A 15105-nucleotide genomic window follows, 5' to 3' on the forward strand; every position below is an offset into this window, starting at 1 on the left:
AGGGCTTCGCCATGAAACACATTCGCTCGATCCTTACGCTGGCTTGCCTTGCCACCCTGACTGCCGCCTCCGGCGCACAGGGCATCACAGACATCATGCGTTCCGGCCCACGCGTCGCGCCGCCTGTCCCGGCTGAACCACGGCCAGCGCAGAGCGTTCAGCGCTCGGCCGAATACATCGTTGCGCTGGTCAACTCGGAACCCGTTACCAACACCGAGGTACAGGCACGCGTGCAACGCATCTTGAGGGAGAACCCCGAAGCCGAACGCATGCCGCGGCCGGAACTCACCCGCCTCGTGCTCGAACGGCTCATCAACGAGCATGCCCAATTGCAGATGGCGCAGGAAAACGGCATCAAGGTCGATGACCTTGCAATCGACCAGGCCGAACAGGCGGTGGCCCGGCAGAACCAGATCAGCCTGGTCGAATTGCGCCGTCGCGTCGCCGCTGAAGGCCTCTCGCAGGAGCAGTTCCGGCGCGAACTGCGCGACCAACTCATGCTGACTCGCTTGCGCGATCGCGAGATCGAGGCCAAGGTCAAGATCAGCGACGTAGAGGTCGACCAGTTCATTCGCGAGCAGCGTGCCGGCGGCAATGCGGCGATCGCACCGAACATCAACATTGCGCAGTTGCTCGTCGCCGTGCCCGAGAACGCGAGCGATGCGGACGTGGCAAAGCTGCAGCAGCGCGCCCAGAGCCTGGCCCAGCGTGCCCGTGCCGGCGAGGACTTCGCCAAACTCGTTCAAGAGAACTCCGATGCGGATCGCAATGGCGGCGGCGCGCTTGGAGTGCGCAGCGCCGAGCGCTACCCGCCGCTCTTCGTCGAAGCCACACAATCGACCCCGGTCAACGGGATTGCGGGACCGATCCGGTCGGGCGCGGGCTTCCATGTGCTCAAGCTGCTTTCCAAGTCGCAGCCCGGCGCGACCGACGCCCTCGTGACGCAAACGCATGTGCGCCACATCCTCCTGCGCAACGACCCCAAGCGCACCACTGCGCAATCGGTTGCGCAGCTTGCGGAGTTCAAGGATCGCGTGAAGAAAGGCTCGGCGGACTTCGCGAGCCTGGCGCGAGACAACTCGGAAGATGGAAGCGCCAAGGACGGCGGCGACCTCGGTTGGGCGCGCCCTGGCCAGTTCGTGCCCGAGTTCGAGGACGCCATGAACGGCCTTGCACCCGGGCAGATCAGTGATCCGGTGGTGTCGCGCTTCGGCGTCCACCTGATCCTGGTGGAAGGCCGTCGCGAGGCCAAGCTCACCCAGACCGAGCAACGCGAAGCTGCGCGCACGGTGCTGCGCGAGAAGAAGATTCAACAGGCCACCGAGACCTGGGCCCAGGAAGTTCGCACGCGGGCTTACGTCGAATACCGCGAGCCGCCCCAATCCTGATGGGCCATCCAGAGGCCTGGCGCTTTTCCTCGTGAGCCGCGCCCATATCCCCCGCAAGCGCTTCGGACAGCACTTCCTCGCTGACGCCGGCATCATCGATGCCATCGTTCGCGAGATCGCCCCGAAACCTGGCGACCCCATGGTCGAGATCGGCCCTGGCCTCGCCGCACTCACGCAACCGCTTGTCGAGCGCCTGGGCCGCTTGACGGTAATCGAGCTCGACCGGGATCTGGCACAGCGTTTGCGCGGCCATGGTCAATTGAACGTGGTCGAATCCGATGTCCTCAAGGTGGACTTCGGCGCCCTTGCGGCCAGGTTGGTCGTGCCGCCCTCCACGGCCTTGCGCGTGGTCGGCAACCTGCCCTACAACATCTCGACGCCCATCCTCTTTCATCTGCTCGGCTTCGCGCATCTGATTGCCGACCAGCACTTCATGCTGCAGAAGGAAGTGATCGATCGCATGGTCGCCCGACCGGCGACCTCGGACTACGGACGCCTGAGCGTCATGCTGCAGTGGCGCTATGCGATGGAAAACATCCTTTTCGTGCCACCCGAGAGCTTCGATCCTCCGCCGCGCGTCGACAGCGCCGTGGTGCGCATGGTGCCCTTCGCAGAGCCGCCGGAGGTTGACGCCGAACGGCTCGGCGAAATTGTCCAGATCGCTTTCAGTCAGCGCCGCAAACTACTGCGCCACAGCTTGGGCAAGTGGCTGGATCAAAAGGCCTTCACCGGCACCTTCGACACCCAACGCCGCGCCGAAGAGGTCCCGGTCCACGAATACATAACCCTGGCCCAACAGTTCCCGAAATAAGAAAAGCCCGTCAGTGACGGGCTTTTGTTCGTGAAACACCGCGGAACCGGCTCAGCCGGGCCGCTGGTGTTGCCCCCGGTAGGGGGTTGGCGGCCACACGAAGTGGGCAAGCCTGGGGGCGAGCAACATTTAAGCGGCGGCGAGCCAGTATCCCGCGTTGAACGGGCTGCTCATGCGCAGCGCCAACGGAGACACGTCGACCAGTTTGTCGGTCGGCATCTTTTCTGCCGACGGATCGGGATTCTCGACTTCGATATGGGCGGCCGGTACGGCGCCGTTTTGAGCCTCGTTAGCCCGTTCTGCTTGGCTGGTTTGTGCAGAACGGGCTACAGAAAAGAATAGAAGCACCGGAAGGGAATCTTCCGATCCCCCCAGTAGTCGGCGGCGTCGCGGAAGATGTCGAGCAACTGCTCGCGCGCTTCCTTGTCGAACTTCGCGTTGGCCGGGATCTGCTCGAGGACGATGACGAAACCGGGTTGCGGGCCCGATTTGTGCAGCGGATCGGTCATGCAGTCGTACAGCGCATCGAAGTTCTTACCGAAATGCTGCGGAAACATGAACTGCTGAGCGATCAGATCCAGCACGTCCTGCTTGGTCTGGGCGTTGCCAAGGTTGGCATACAGAAAGTGCTGACCGGCCGCATGTGCTGCCTCTTGCAGGTCATTCACGCGAAATGCGCGAATCGACTGCACGATGTTCGGTCGCACGCCACGAAGGGATAGGGTCATCTCCGCTGGTCTTTCCATGGTTGTAGTCATCATTTCGTCAGGACGCTCTTCTGCGCCTCTCCAATTCAATTCATCGCTCAAGGTACGATCCGTCGAAAGCTCTCGTAATGATCTGCCGTGTACCAGCAGGCCGATGGTGTCGTGCGCTCGCCACCGCAGACGATGCGTCGTGCACCACGATCGCGCGAACCGGGCGTATCGACCGTGTACTCTCGGTAGTGGCCTCGGCGCTCCTGCGGCAACAGGCGTTCGCGATTGCCGAACACCACACCGTCTTTTTCGTGCCGGAAAGGGCCACCGTTCAAAATGGCCTCATAAGTACGCTGGCCTTGCACCGGCAATTCGGCCAGCGCGATCGATTCCCGTGCCGGCTGACCGGCTTCGGTGCCAAACCATTCGCGTGCCTGTACTCCAGTGGCGAGGGCTACCAGCAAAATGCTAGTGAGCGCAAACTTGGAAACAGGGGACGTGATCGAGGCGTAAGCCGCCATGGGGCACCAGAAGAAAAAGAGCGAGGGCCGAATTGGAGGGCCAACCCGTTGGGGTTAACCCGCAAATTCAAGCCCGCAAGTGTGCACCAGAGGCACGCAAATAGCAAGCACCTGCCCAATCTTTGAGCAGGTACAAGGGTTTGCAACAGACTCCGAAGTTAGCGACCGCTGTCGCTTTCAGACCTATCGCTCGGCGTTTGCGTCGGCCACCGTGAGCGCTGTCATATTCACGATGCGGCGAACAGTCGCGCTTGCCGTGAGAATATGCACAGGTTTGGCTGCGCCGAGGAGGACCGGGCCGATGGCGATATTGCCGCCGGCCGCGGTTTTGAGTAGGTTGTACGAAATGTTGGCCGAATCGATGTTCGGAAACACGAGCAAATTGGCGTCGCCAGCCAGGGCGCTGTGCGGCATCACTGCGGCGCGTTGCTTTCCGTCCAAAGCAACGTCGCCGTGCATTTCGCCGTCGACTTCGAGCCAGGGTGCCTGCGTGCGGAGCAATTCGAGCGTCTGACGCATCTTGATGGCGCTCGGCTGGTTGCTGCTGCCGAAATTCGAATGCGACAAAAGCGCTGCCTTGGGCTTCAGCCCAAAGCGCATCATTTCTTCCGCCGCCATGGTCGTGATTTCTGCCAATTCCGCGGGCGTCGGGTCGTAGTTGACGTGCGTGTCGACCAGGAACACCTGCCGGTCGGGCAAGAGAAGGCCGTTCATGCAGGCGTAGATGGGCACGTTCTGCGATGTCGCGGCCGACCCACCGGCACGCTTGCCGATGACTTGGTCGATGTAGTGCAGATGAATCGTCGTGGTGCCCCAGGTACCGCAGATCATTCCGTCGACGTCGCCCTTGTGGAGCAACATCGCACCGATCAGCGTCAGGCGGCGGCGCATCTCGATCTTTGCCGTCTGCACCGTCGTGCCCTTGCGTTCGGTCATGCGGTGGTAGGTCTGCCAGAAGTCGCGGTAGCGATGGTCCTGCTCGACGTTCACGATGTCGTAGTCAAGGTCCTGCTTCAGACGGAGACCGAACTTCTCGATGCGTTGCGCAATGATTGCCGGGCGACCGATCAGCGTGGGCCGCGCGATGCCTTCGTCAACGACGATCTGCGCAGCGCGCAGCACGCGTTCTTCCTCGCCTTCGCAGAAAGCGACGCGCTTCTTCTGCGCGCGCTTGGCGGCGTCGAAGAGGGGCTTCATCAACGTGCCCGAGGCGTAGACGAAGGTCTGCAGCTTGTCGCGGTAGGCGTCGAGGTCGGCGATCGGACGCAGCGCCACGCCGCTCTCGGCTGCGGCCTTGGCGACGGCAGGCGCGATCTTCATCATGAGCCGCGGATCGAAAGGCTTGGGGATCAGGTACTCGGGCCCGAAGCTGAGCTTCTCGCCGGCGTAAGCCGCCGCCACGCGCTCGCTCTGCTCGGCCTGGGCGAGATCTGCAATGGCGTGCACTGCAGCGACTTCCATCTCATCGGTGATCGTGGTGGCTCCGCAGTCCAGCGCGCCGCGGAAGATGTACGGAAAGCACAGGACGTTGTTGACCTGATTCGGGTAGTCGGTACGGCCGGTCGCCATCACCACATCGTCGCGCACGGCGTGCGCGTCTTCCGGCGTGATTTCGGGATTCGGATTGGCCAGCGCGAAGATCACGGGCTTCGCTGCCATCTTCGCCACCATCGCAGGCTTGAGCACACCACCAGCCGACAGGCCGAGGAACACGTCGGCGCCTTCAATGACTTCGGCCAGGCTGCGCGCCTGCGTCTTCTGCATGTACTGCCGCTTGTCGTCGTCCATCAACTCGGTGCGTCCTTCGTAGACGACGCCCGCGAGGTCGGTCACGTAGACGTTCTCGCGCTTCAGTCCGACCTTCAGGAGCAGATTCAGACAGGCCAAGGCCGCAGCGCCGGCACCGGAGGTCACGAGCTTGACCTGCGAGATGTCCTTGCCGACCACCTTGAGGCCATTGAGCATCGCCGCGGCCACGGTGATGGCGGTGCCGTGCTGGTCGTCGTGGAAGACCGGAATCTTCATGCGCTTGCGCAGTTCACGCTCGACGTAGAAGCAATCCGGCGCCTTGATGTCCTCGAGGTTGATGGCGCCAAAAGTGGGCTCGAGTGCCGCGATCACTTCGACAAGTTTCGCGGGGTCCTTCTCATCGATCTCGATGTCGAAGACATCGACGCCGGCGAACTTCTTGAACAGGACGCCCTTGCCTTCCATCACTGGCTTGGAAGCCAGCGGCCCGATATCACCGAGGCCGAGAACCGCCGTGCCGTTGGAGATGACCGCTACGAGATTGCCGCGCGCCGTGTATTTGAAGGCATTGACAGGGTCCTTGACGATTTCCTCACAGGGCGCCGCGACGCCGGGCGAATAGGCCAGCGCCAGGTCGCGCTGATTGATCATCTGCTTGGTCGCAGCAATCGAGATCTTTCCGGGAACGGGATGCTCGTGGTACTCGAGGGCAGCGCGGCGCAGCTCGGCACGTTTGTCCTCGGGTGTGGGGATCGATGAAGTCGAATCGGACATTGGGCCATGCCTCCAGTGACGCTTCTTGCAAAAGGGCGCCGATTGTAGACCTCGACTTTCACGCGGCGCCGCCGCGCCGCGCGGAACCCGCGACTTGGGTGCGAGGCGTAACGGGCGGCTGTTCCTACTTCTTCTACTTATTCTTCCTATTTAGATTAGTAGTAGTAGTAAGGGCCGCCCTTCGCTGTGGACAGGGGCATTTTCTTGTTGCGCGACAAGGGCTTGCTGAAGCCGAGGCACTGTGGGCAGCCGCGCTTCGGTGCTGTCACGGCGAAGCGAACAACTTTGACAAACACGTCTCGCCTGTGGATAAGTGTTGGGTTGTGCCGGAACTGTCCCCAGGGTTGTCCTTTGAACGCTGTGGCAATATGCCCGTCACGGCAAAACCCCTGCAAAGCGAGGAGCGACCATGGCCCTGATGGATTTCATCAAGAAGCAGTTCATCGACATCATTCAGTGGACCGAGACCGGCGACGGAACGCTGGCCTGGCGCTTTCCGATGGCGGATATGGAAATCCAGAACGGTGGATCGCTCACCGTGCGCGAATCGCAGCTTGCGGTGTTCGTGAACGAGGGTCAGGTGGCTGACGTGTTCGGGCCGGGCATGTACAAGCTCACCACCCAGACGCTGCCGGTTCTCACCTACCTCAAGAACTGGGACAAGCTCTTCGAGTCGCCCTTCAAGAGCGACGTCTACTTCTTCAGCACACGTCAACAGGTCGACCAGAAGTGGGGCACGCCGCAGCCCATCACCGTGCGCGACAAGGACTTCGGTGCAGTGCGCCTGCGCGCTTTCGGCAACTACAGCTTCCGAATCAGCGATGCCAAGCTGTTCCACACCGAGATCTCGGGCACGCGCGACGTCTACACGGTGGCCGACCTCGACGGACAACTGCGGGGCCTTGTGCTGCAGAACATCAGCAACGCGATCGCTTCGAGCGGCGTCCCTTTCCTCGATCTCGCAGCCAATCAGATCGGATTTGCGCAGGCGCTCGCGACGCAGCTGGTTCCCGAGTTCGCCAAGATCGGCGTCAGGCTCGAGACCATCACGGTCCAGAACGTCTCGTTGCCTGAAGAGCTTCAGAAGATCCTCGACCAGAAGATCGGCATGGGCATGGTCGGCAACGACATGGGCAAGTTCATGCAGTACCAGACCGCGCAGGCAATTCCGAAGTTTGCCGAAGGCGCCGGTAGCGGCGGCGGCGGGATCGCGGGTGATGCGATGGGTTTGGGCGCCGGTGTCGCCCTGGGCCAGGTGCTCGCGCAGAACCTTGCGCAGGGGCTGGGCCAGGGAAATGCTGCGGCCGCCGTCGCGGCGGGACAGCAGCAGCAACCGGTCGTCGCCGTGGTCAATCCGGCCGACGTGATGACGACGCTCGAGAAGCTCGGCGAACTCAAGAGCAAGGGAATCCTCACGCAGGAAGAATTCGACGCCAAGAAGGCAGAGCTTCTGAAGAAGCTCGTCTGATCCGCTCGCGTTGGCCACCGCCTCCCCCCAGCAGCGCTATTACCGCGCGCCCTGCCCGGGCTGCGGCGCGCCGGTCGAATTCCGATCGGCACAGTCGACGCACGCCGTGTGCCCCTACTGCCACAGCACTGTGGTGCGGCAGGGGGAAACACTCGCGCGCATCGGCAAGATGGCGGAGCTGTTCGACGATTTCAGCCCGCTGCAACTGTTCGCGGCTGGCCGCTACCAGGAGCGGCCCTTCACACTCGTTGGCAGGCTGCAGTACGGCTACGAAGGTGCGCGCTGGACCGAGTGGATTGCCGCGCTGGAGGGCGACCGCACCGGCATCCTGAGCGAAGACAACGGCGCCTACGTCTTCACGCTGCCGTTCGAACTGCAGCGCCCTGCCCCACCCGCAGTCGATCTTCGTGTCGGTGCGACCACCGCATTCAACGGCCAGAGCTATACGGTCGCCTCGAATGAACAGGTCGCACTGGTGTCTGCGCAGGGTGAATTGCCGCGGCTGCCAGAGCTCGGTCGACGGTTCCCGGTCGTTGAACTGCGCAACGATCAGGGGCAGGTCCTCAGCCTCGACTACGACACGGACCCGCCAGGCGCATACCTCGGCTGTGCGGTGCGCCTCGAAGACCTTCAGCTGACGGGTCTGCGCGACGAGTCGGCGAAGGAGGAGAAGGGGCGCAGCTTCAACTGTCCGAACTGCGGTTCGCCGGTGACGGTCAATCTGGCCGACAGCAAGAGCGTCACTTGCTCCTCCTGCAACAGCATCATCGATCTCTCGCAAGGCATTGGCGGCGAACTGCGGCATGCAACGCAGGATGAACCCATCCAGCCGCTGATTCCGCTGGGCACTGTCGGACAAATGCAGGGCGTCGACTGGCAGGTGGTCGGCTTCCAGCACCGCATGGGCGTCGCGCCCGGCGACGACGAGCATTTCGGCTGGAGCGAATACCTGCTGTTCAACAAGAAGCGCGGCTTCAGCTTCCTCGTCGACGCGGAGGACGGTTGGAGCATGGTGAAGCCGACGACCGGCGCGCCGACCATGGCCGAGAACGGGTCGAAGGCCACCTATCTGGGCAAGGTCTACCAGCAGCAATACGCCTACAACGCGGAGACGAGCTACGTTGCCGGCGAGTTCTACTGGCAGGTGCAGCGCGGGCAGAAGACCTTCAATCGCGATTTCGCCGCAGGGACTTCGCTGCTGTCGATGGAGCGTTCCGCGAACGAGTTGACCTGGTCGTCCGGCAGCAAGATCGACAGCGCCACGGTGGCGGCTGCTTTCAAGCTCGGCGGCCGGCAGGATATGTTCAAGCGCAATGATGCGTCGCCGGTGAGCGCGGCATCGAGCCTGGGATGCGGCACCATCATCCTGATCATCGTGGTGATCATCATCCTGCTGATCATCCTGAGCACGTGCAGCAGTTCGAGCGGCTCGGGCGGCACGCGCAGCGCAGGCGCCTCGTACGGCGGCTATTCCAGTGGCGGCGGCCACAAGTAATGATTTTTCTCCGGAGGTCCTCTCATGACACTTGAATGGTTGAAGCCCGACGTCATCCTCGGATCGCTCGTCTATGCGGTGATCGGCGTGATGATCTTCTGGTTTTTCTTTCTGCTGATCGACAAGATCACGCCTTACGACCTGTGGCTGGAGATCGTCGAGAAGCAGAACGTGGCGCTGGCTCTCGTGGTCGCGGCGATGAGTCTCGGGATCTGCATCATCGTCGCAGCGGCTATCCATTGAGCGTCAGCGAAGTCGCCGTGTCGGCGCATACGGCCGCGAAGAGCGGCCCGCAGCCTGTCGAAATCGCGCTGCTGGGCAGCGTGTTCGTGGTCGCCGCTTGCGGGCTGGTCTACGAACTCAGCGCGGCGGCGCTGAGCTCCTACCTGCTCGGCGACTCGGTGCTGCAGTTCAGCACCGTCATCGGCACCTACCTCTTCGCGATGGGTGTCGGCTCCTGGCTCTCGCGCTATTTCGACCGGCAGCTGCCGGCCCACTTCCTGCGCATCGAGTTGCTGGTGGCATTGGTCGGCGGCACGCTGCCTGCAGTTCTCTTCGTCGCCAACGCGTACGTACCGGGCGCCTTTCGCTTGTTGCTGTATGGCCTGGTGCTGGCAGTTGGCGTGCTCGTCGGCCTCGAGATTCCGCTGGTCATGCGCATCCTGCGGCGCAACATCGTGCTCAAGGAACTGGTCTCGCAGGTGCTGACCTTCGACTACCTCGGCGCGCTCGCGGTGTCGATCGCGTTTCCGCTTTTGCTGGTGCCGCAGCTCGGCATGATCCGCACGGGCCTCTTGTTCGGGCTCATGAACGCCGCCGTTGCGGTGTGGGCGCTTTGGATGTTTCGGCACGAACTGCGTCGGGTCGGAGCGCACGCGGTGGCCTGCGGGCTGGTGCTTCTGGCGCTCGTGGCCGCGTTCGTGTTCGCGGAGCGCATCACGACATTGGCGGAGGACAAGTTCTATCAGGACCGGGTCGTGTTCAGCGCAACATCACCCTACCAGCACATCGTGGTCACGCGTGGGGCGTCGGGGCACCGCCTCTTTCTCAACGGCAACCTCCAGTTCGCCGAGCGCGACGAGTACCGCTATCACGAAGCATTGGTTCACCCGGTGATGGCCGCGCACGGTGCGCCGAAGAAGGTCGCAGTGCTCGGCGGGGGCGACGGCATGGCGGTACGCGAGATCCTCAAATACCCTTCGGTCGAAAGCGTGACGCTGGTCGAACTCGATCCAAACATGACGCGTCTCTTCACCGAACACGAGACCCTCGCGGCCCTGAACGGCGGAGCACTGAAATCCCCGAAGGTGCACATCGTCAACACCGACGCCTTTCAATGGCTTCAGCAGCCGGGTGACATGTTCGACGTGATCGTGGTCGACTTTCCCGACCCGACCAACTTCGCCATCGGCAAGCTCTACACCAGCTCGTTCTATGCATTGCTCGACAAGCGCCTGTCCGCCAGCGGCTATGCGGTGATACAGACCACTTCGCCGCTGATCGCACGCAAGAGTTTCTGGACGGTGGCCACGACCATCGAAGCCGTCGGACTGCATGCCACGCCGTATCACGCACACGTGCCCAGCTTCGGCGAATGGGGCTACATCATCGCCAGCCGGCGGCCGTATCGCTTGCCGGATTCCTTGCCAACGGGTCTGCGCTTTCTTTCGACGGAAACCTTGCCGCTGCTGTTCGACTTTCCGCTCGACATGGCGCGCGTGCCGACCGAAGTGAATCATCTGTCGAACCAGGTCCTGGTCACGACCTACGAGCAGGAATGGGGCAAGCGATGACTTGCGGCAGGCCCGGATCGGACGCCGGATGAGGCGCCGTCGGTTCCTCGGCGTGGCTGCAGGCGCGGCCATGCTCGCGGGCTGCAACGCGTCGCACGACATCCAGGGCGGCTTTACCGGCATCGACGTCGCGCGAGGACACGCACTGCGCGACGGCGCATGGGGCGGCGGCGGAGCGCCGGAGCTTGCGCGGCGCACGCGTGTCGTGATTGCGGGCGGTGGGATTGCAGGTCTCGCTGCGGCGCGGGCGCTGCGCCTTGCGGGCGTCGACGACTTCGCGCTGCTCGAACTCGAAGACACGGCGGGCGGCAACAGCCGCGGCGGTGCGGTCAACGGGATCGCATGCCCGCTCGGCGCGCACTATCTGCCGGTTCCCGGCGACGACGCGCACGAAGTCCAGGACCTGCTTGAAGAACTGGGCCTGCGTCAGCGCGTGGCGGGTCGCTGGGCGTACGACGAGCGATACCTGTGCCACAGCCCTCAGGAACGCCTCTTCTTTCACGGCGCATGGCAGGACGGGTTGTTGCCCACGGAGGGCGTTGGCGAGACCACCCTTGTGCAGTACCGCCGCTTTTCTCAGCGCATCGAGGCGCTACGCCGCGAAACCCGGTTCGTGATCCCCACGCTGAGGGCTGAAACCGCGCCGCCGCTGCTTGCGCTGGATGCGCAGCCTTTCCAGACCTGGCTCGACCGTGAAGGCTTCACCGACCCCCATCTGCGGTGGTATCTCGACTACTGCTGTCGCGACGACTACGGCGCGGGCATGGCCTTCGTGTCAGCGTGGGCTGGAATCCACTATTTCGCCAGCCGCCACGGCTTTCATGCGCCGGGCGACGACAACGCGGAACGCGATGCGGTGCTGACCTGGCCCGAGGGCAACGGCTGGCTCGCGCGCCGGCTCGCCCAGCCACTGGGTGAGCGGCTGAAGACAGGGCATGCCGTGACGCGCATCGCGGAGGGCCGCGGCGGCGTGGAGGTGGACGCCTTCGATGTCGTCACTCGATCACGCGTGCGCTGGCACGCCGAGCGGTGCATCGTCGCGCTGCCTGCGTTCATTGCCGTGCGCGTTGTTGAAAACCCGCCCGAACTGCTGCGCCGAGCTGCGTCATCGCTGAGTTACGCGCCCTGGCTCGTCGCCAATGTGCATGTGCGCGAGCCGCTGGCCGATCGACCCGGCGCGGCGCCGAGTTGGGACAACGTGGTCTTCGGAACGCGCGGGCTCGGCTACGTGGACGCTCGCCACCAGACACTGGATCCGACGCCGCGCGCCACGGTACTGAGCTGGTACCGGCCGCTCGGGCCGAGCGGTTTCGACGGACCCGACGGCCGGCGCCTGCTGCTCGATCGACCCTGGTCCGGCTGGCGCGACGACCTGGTCGCTGAACTGTCGGTGCCGCATCCCGATCTTGCTGGCGTCGCGACGAGCATCGACATCACGCGGTATGGCCACGCGATGGCCACCCCTACGCCCGGCCTGCTGGGGCGACTGGGTTCGGACGGCCGCGTCGTCGCGGGACGCCTGGCCTTTGCGCACAGCGACTGGTCGGGCTATTCGATCTTCGAGGAAGCCTTCACGCGCGGTCATCTCGCGGCTGCCGCGGCGTGAGCCTTCACCGCCGCCTCAACCGCGCATCAGCGCTTCGATCTCGTCGCCCTTGACGGGCACGCCGCGCGAGATGAGCTCGCAACCGGTCTCCGTGACGATCGCGTCGTCCTCGATGCGGATGCCGATGTTGTGGAACTGCTCGGGCACGCCCTCGGCGGGGCGTACGTAGATGCCGGGCTCGATCGTCAGCACCATGCCCGGATGCAGGATGCGGCTCGGCCGGTTCTTGATGATCTCGTTGGAGAGCGGATCCCGGCGCTCGCTCACCTCGCCGACCTGCGTGGGTTCGACGTAGCTGCCGCAATCGTGGACGTCCATGCCCAGCCAGTGCCCGGTGCGGTGCATGTAGAAGGGGAAGTAGGCACGCTTTTCGATCACATCGTCAACGCTGCCCACCTTGTTGGCATCGAGCAGACCCAGGTCGAGCATGCCCTGCGAAAGTACTTTCACGCTGGCTTCGTGCGGATCGTTGAAGCGCTGGCCTGGGCGGGTCACCGCGACGGCGGCATCCTGACTCGCCAGGACCAGGTCGTAGAGGGCGCGCTGCGGCCCGGTGAATTTGCCGTTCGCGGGGAAGGTGCGCGTGATGTCGCTCGCGTAGCCGTCGAGTTCGCAGCCCGCGTCGATCAGCACGAGTTCGCCGTCGCGCACCGGCGCGGTGTCGGCGCGGTAGTGAAGAACGCAGGCGTTGGCGCCTGCCGCGACGATCGAGCTGTAGGCCGGGTACTGCGATCCGCCCAGCCGGAATTCGTGCAGCAGTTCCGCGTCGAGGTGGTACTCGCGCACGTCCTTGCCTTCACGGAGCATCCGCGCCGACAGCTGCATCGCGCGGACGTGCGCCCTGGCGCTGATCTGCGCTGCCCGGCGCATCGTGTCCTGCTCGTAGGCGTCCTTGACGAGCCGCATTTCGTCGAGGGGCCCGCAAAGGTCGCGCTGCTCTTCGGGGCACAGCGCGCCGAAGCGCACGCGCGCGCGCACGGCGGAAAGCCAGCCGTCGACCCGCGTCTCCAGTCCCTTGTGCGTCGCGAAGGGATACCAGACCACCGACTTGTTCTCCAGCAGTCGCGGCATCCGGGTGTCGAGTTCGTCGATCGAGTAGGCCTCGTCGACACCCAAGGCTGCCGGCGCCGCGTCGGGGCCCAGCCGGTAGCCGTCCCAGATTTCGCGTTCCAGATCCTTGGGGGCGCAGAACAAGGTCGACCGGCCGTCGCCGCTCAACACCAGCCAGGCGCTCGGCTCGGTGAAGCCGGTCAGGTAATAGAAATAACTGTCGTGGCGGAACAGAAAGTCGCTGTCGCGATTGCGCTGCCGCTCCGGCGCGGTGGGGATGATCGCAATCCCGTCGGCACCCAAATAAGTAGAAAGATGTAAACGGCGGGGAGCTTGATGATTTGCGGTCATAACGTCACCATTCGATACCTTTGTAAGTACGCACCCAGTGCGAAAAAAACATTAAGAAAGGGTTTGAAAGAAGGTTTGCTCCGTAGGACTCTTCCCACGTAAAAAGCTCGACTTGTTATTTTGGAGGTGTTTTTTGTTGAATGTTCTACATAAGAGCGCGATTCTGCTTGCGGTAGGCGCCAGCGTGCTCACCGGTTGTGGTGGCGGCGGTGGTGGTGGAGGCGGCGGGTTTCCCGCGGCCGGCGCTGCGAACGCGGCGGCGGCAGCAGTCACTGCAGGCACAGCGGCCAACGCGGCAACACCAGGCAGTACCTCTTCGGGCGCCAGCCCCGGCAGCGGCGGCTTGTCGTCGGGCGGCACGCCGCTCGGCACCACACCGGCTGCAACGACCTTCTGTTCGACCCAAAGTACCGACATCGTCGACGCATCTTCCAACATCGTGGCTGCCCAGTACACGGCGATGGCTGCGCAATTGAGCAAGGACGCGGGCATCGCCTACCGCTACGGTCCTGACGCCACGTCTTGCGGAACAGGCAACACGGGCCCCTCGCTGAGCCAGCGCACGGACACCAAACTCACCGCGCCGGCGAAGGACGTCCCGTTCTACTGGTCGGTCGGCGGTCCCGTGACGAGCAATCCCTCGGCCTTTTCCACGAACCAGGGCAATGCGATCTTTACGGCCGACGACCCGACGCAGCGTGTCGGCGTGAGTCTGCTTCAGACCTCCGCCTACATGTACAACGTGTTCGCCCAGCTGCCGCAGCTTGCCTGGCAATTGGACCAGTTGACGGGCAAGGGCATCGACACGCCGAACGTCATGAACTACAAGGGCGCCGGCATCACCAGCGGCAACCCGGTGGCCCTGGGCCGTTGCACGGGTGCCGCCGGGTTCTGCGCCGAAGGTGTGGTCGCCTTCCAGAACGGCGTGATCGGTACGGTGAGCAGCACCACTGCAAGCAACAACGCGACGGCCACGCTAGGGCCCAACAAGGTGCCCACGGGCGTTGCGGTGACCAACGGCAACGAGTTCGCGCTGGTGACGGTGTGGGACACCGCGGCGCTGAAGGGCCAGGTTGCCGTGGTCGCACTGGCCGGCCTGTGCGACGGCTGCTCCATCAACAATCCGGCGGGCTGGTACAACTGGTGGAATGAATGGACGGGCGTCTACCCCGGCCTGCCCAACATGGGCAACACCGCCTTCATGAAGGTGCTGGGCTACGTGGACATCCCCGGCATGGCGGCGCCGACGGAAATCGCGGTGACCACCAATCTGAACCAGTTCAGCAGCGTGCTGGTCGGCGGCAACTTCATGGGCCTGGCCAACTCGCCCCTGACGAGCAACTGGCAGAGCTTCGCCAGCGGCGGCGGCAACTACGGCCGCTATGCCAAGGGCGGCGTGGC

The 15105-nt window shown here is 63.8% G+C and carries 12 protein-coding genes and 1 pseudogene; 8 read left to right on the forward strand and 5 right to left on the reverse strand.

Annotated features, from left to right (window positions below; translation table 11 throughout):
• Nucleotides 1-11 precede the first annotated feature (11 nt).
• Both AC1DHL_RS19995 and rsmA read left to right on the forward strand, forming a co-directional pair.
• On the forward strand, nucleotides 12-1388 hold the full coding sequence (locus AC1DHL_RS19995) for a peptidylprolyl isomerase (protein ID WP_478163109.1): 1377 nt from the start codon (nucleotides 12-14) through the stop codon (nucleotides 1386-1388).
• Nucleotides 1389-1419: 31 nt separating this feature from the next.
• Entirely contained in the window at nucleotides 1420-2199 is a 780-nt protein-coding gene (gene rsmA / locus AC1DHL_RS20000; protein ID WP_478103357.1) for a 16S rRNA (adenine(1518)-N(6)/adenine(1519)-N(6))-dimethyltransferase RsmA, read from the forward strand.
• 129 nt (nucleotides 2200-2328) lie between these two features.
• Here rsmA and AC1DHL_RS20005 read toward each other — a convergent pair whose 3' ends face one another.
• The 4 genes from AC1DHL_RS20005 to AC1DHL_RS20020 form a co-directional block, all read right to left on the reverse strand.
• The gene (locus tag AC1DHL_RS20005; RefSeq protein WP_478163110.1) at nucleotides 2329-2547 is read right to left on the reverse strand and encodes a hypothetical protein; all 219 of its coding nucleotides are present in this window, start codon (nucleotides 2545-2547) and stop codon (nucleotides 2329-2331) included.
• Nucleotides 2526-2957, reverse strand: a complete 432-nt coding sequence (locus AC1DHL_RS20010) for a barstar family protein (protein ID WP_478103376.1) — start codon at nucleotides 2955-2957, stop codon at nucleotides 2526-2528. The genes AC1DHL_RS20005 and AC1DHL_RS20010 overlap by 22 nt, the downstream gene beginning before the upstream one ends.
• Before the next feature lie 47 nt (nucleotides 2958-3004).
• The gene (locus AC1DHL_RS20015; protein WP_478103361.1) at nucleotides 3005-3418 is read right to left on the reverse strand and encodes a guanyl-specific ribonuclease; all 414 of its coding nucleotides are present in this window, start codon (nucleotides 3416-3418) and stop codon (nucleotides 3005-3007) included.
• Nucleotides 3419-3601: 183 nt separating this feature from the next.
• A complete protein-coding gene (locus tag AC1DHL_RS20020; RefSeq protein ID WP_478163111.1) occupies nucleotides 3602-5941 on the reverse strand; it encodes an NADP-dependent malic enzyme in 2340 nt (779 codons plus the stop codon).
• Between the two features lie 409 nt (nucleotides 5942-6350).
• Here AC1DHL_RS20020 and AC1DHL_RS20025 point away from each other — a divergent pair, with 409 nt between their 5' ends.
• Genes AC1DHL_RS20025 through AC1DHL_RS20045 form a run of 5 tightly spaced genes read left to right on the forward strand, consistent with a single transcriptional unit; the run spans nucleotide 6351 to nucleotide 12303 of the window.
• Nucleotides 6351-7409, forward strand: coding sequence for an SPFH domain-containing protein (locus AC1DHL_RS20025; RefSeq protein ID WP_478163112.1), 1059 nt, complete (start codon nucleotides 6351-6353; stop codon nucleotides 7407-7409).
• Nucleotides 7410-7419: 10 nt separating this feature from the next.
• A complete protein-coding gene (locus AC1DHL_RS20030; RefSeq protein ID WP_478163113.1) occupies nucleotides 7420-8904 on the forward strand; it encodes a DUF4178 domain-containing protein in 1485 nt (494 codons plus the stop codon).
• A 24-nt stretch (nucleotides 8905-8928) separates the two neighbouring features.
• Nucleotides 8929-9147 carry a DUF350 domain-containing protein gene (locus AC1DHL_RS20035; RefSeq protein WP_478103366.1) on the forward strand — a complete coding sequence of 73 codons (219 nt, stop codon included), beginning with the start codon at nucleotides 8929-8931 and terminating at the stop codon, nucleotides 9145-9147.
• Between the two features lie 17 nt (nucleotides 9148-9164).
• Nucleotides 9165-10697 (forward strand): polyamine aminopropyltransferase, encoded by a 1533-nt coding sequence (locus tag AC1DHL_RS20040; RefSeq protein WP_478163120.1) that lies wholly within the window; start codon nucleotides 9165-9167, stop codon nucleotides 10695-10697.
• Nucleotides 10698-10725: 28 nt separating this feature from the next.
• Nucleotides 10726-12303, forward strand: a complete 1578-nt coding sequence (locus tag AC1DHL_RS20045) for an FAD-dependent oxidoreductase (RefSeq protein ID WP_478163114.1) — start codon at nucleotides 10726-10728, stop codon at nucleotides 12301-12303.
• Between the two features lie 15 nt (nucleotides 12304-12318).
• Here AC1DHL_RS20045 and AC1DHL_RS20050 read toward each other — a convergent pair whose 3' ends face one another.
• Nucleotides 12319-13704: an aminopeptidase P N-terminal domain-containing protein gene (locus AC1DHL_RS20050; RefSeq protein ID WP_478103369.1), complete on the reverse strand. Its 1386-nt coding sequence runs from the start codon at nucleotides 13702-13704 to the stop codon at nucleotides 12319-12321.
• Nucleotides 13705-13840: 136 nt separating this feature from the next.
• On the opposite strand from AC1DHL_RS20050, the pseudogene AC1DHL_RS20055 reads away from it, so the two are divergent.
• Nucleotides 13841-15105 (forward strand): annotated as a pseudogene (locus AC1DHL_RS20055) (hypothetical protein); the annotation flags it as partial.

The organism is Variovorax sp. 10L426, assembly GCF_056395305.1.